Annotated in this window: 1 protein-coding gene; it reads right to left on the minus strand. The window is 64.5% G+C overall.

Going from position 1 to position 1,709, the window contains the following annotated elements; all coding sequences use genetic code 11:
• A partial coding sequence (locus tag QMZ25_RS18855; RefSeq protein ID WP_283220122.1) for an Ig-like domain-containing protein occupies positions 1–1,709 on the minus strand: 1,709 nt, incomplete at both ends.

The following is a 1,709-nucleotide window of genomic DNA, read 5'->3' on the forward strand; positions in this document are numbered from 1 at the left end:
CCACTTCCGCCGCAGTGAGGGTGAGCACGCTGCCCGAATCTCCCGTGCCCAGATCGATGCGCTCGATGTTGCTGAGCGTGCCCACACCGGCCGAGTTGTAGTCCAGGTCGATGCCATTGGCCAGGATCAGGGTGTCGAATCCAGCCCCTCCATCGATGCTGACGAAGTTGGTGGCGGTGATCTGGATCGCGTCGTCGCCGTTGCCGGCGACCACGTGATCGCCGCTGCCGACGTTGAAGATCAGATCGCTGCCATCGCCGCCGTTGATGTGCTCGGAACTGCCGTTGGCGCCGGACAGTACGTCATTCCCGGATGTACCGTTGACATCGATCTGACCGATGTTCAACGACAGGCCGTTCGGACTCAGCGTGACGCCGTAGGCAGCGCTGTCGTTGCCGTTGGAATCGGTAGATACCAGATTGAAGGATATCTGCGACCCAAGGTTGAGGATATCGGTGATGTTCAACCCGAGCTGGCTGAGGATGGTCGGACTGAGCAGGTTCAGCGAGAAGTTGCCGGAGGAATCGGCCTGGATCGGCAGCAGCTCGACGTTCAGCGCGGGCGTGATCACCCGGATCACAACGCTCGAATCCGGCTCGGTGGTGCCACTGAAGCCAAAGCGCGGACTGAGAGGATTGAGGCTGACGTCCACCCCGAAGTTGCCGATGGTGACCGGCTGTTCGATGCTGGTGCCGATGCCGATGCTGGCCACGTTGCTCGGATTGCCAGCCGGATCACTGCCCACGACCGACACCTGTGCGTTGAGCAGCTGATCCCAGGTGAAGTCGATATCCAGATCGGTGAGCAGGTTCAGCGACGCCAGGCCACTGTTGTCGGCGGTGACCGTCGCCGTGGCCGTCACACCTCCTACCGTCAGCGTGACCGTCAACTCGGTGCCGGGTTCGGCGGAAATGGTCAGCAGATTGCCGACCAGCGACAGCACCGGGGTTGCGGGTGGAACCGTATCGATGGTGAAGGCTTCCGGCGCCGATGCGGTGCCACCGGCGACTTCGGCGGTGATGGTCGATGCGCCTTCCGGGAACGGCCCCATGCCAGCGGGCGGCGTCAAGGTCACGGTCACCGAACCGGCCGCGATGTCCGCAGCGGTCAGGGTGTGGCTGACATCGGCCTCGTAGCCGTTCTGGCCCGCGAACCTGACGGTGATGACCTGCCCGACCTGCATCGTCGGGCGAACGGTCACGTCGACCTGGATGCCGTCGCCGATTTCCGCAGCATTGATCCACGTGTCGGCGGCCTCCGGCACGCTGATGTCCGGTGGCGCAAGATCGGGGGCATTGATCGTCGCCGGACCGCTGGTATTGCCCGCCAGATCGATCGCGACCGCAGAGATCAGCTCGCCGGCAATCAACGGTGGTGCGAACGGCAGGCTGAAGTTGCCGCTGCCATCCACATTGACGGTGATCGGATTCGCGGTGTCTCCATTGACCACAATCCGGACCTGGCTGTTGGGCTCGGCCGTGCCGCTCAGCAGCGCACCGTCAGCACTCACGCTGAGCAGCGGCGCCGGCGGCGCCACGGCGTCCACCGTGGTGGTGGCCGGGCCGCTGTTGTTGCCCGCCGCATCCTGGGCCACCGCGTTGATCACGGTGCCATCGGGCAGCGGCGCTCCAGGAGTGAAGCTCCAGTTGCCGCTGCCATCGGCGATAGCCTGCCCGATCGGATCGCCGTTGCCATCGGTGAGGATCACC

The organism is Stenotrophomonas sp. RS-48 (genome assembly GCF_030053245.1).
Lineage (GTDB): Bacteria > Pseudomonadota > Gammaproteobacteria > Xanthomonadales > Xanthomonadaceae > Stenotrophomonas > Stenotrophomonas maltophilia_P.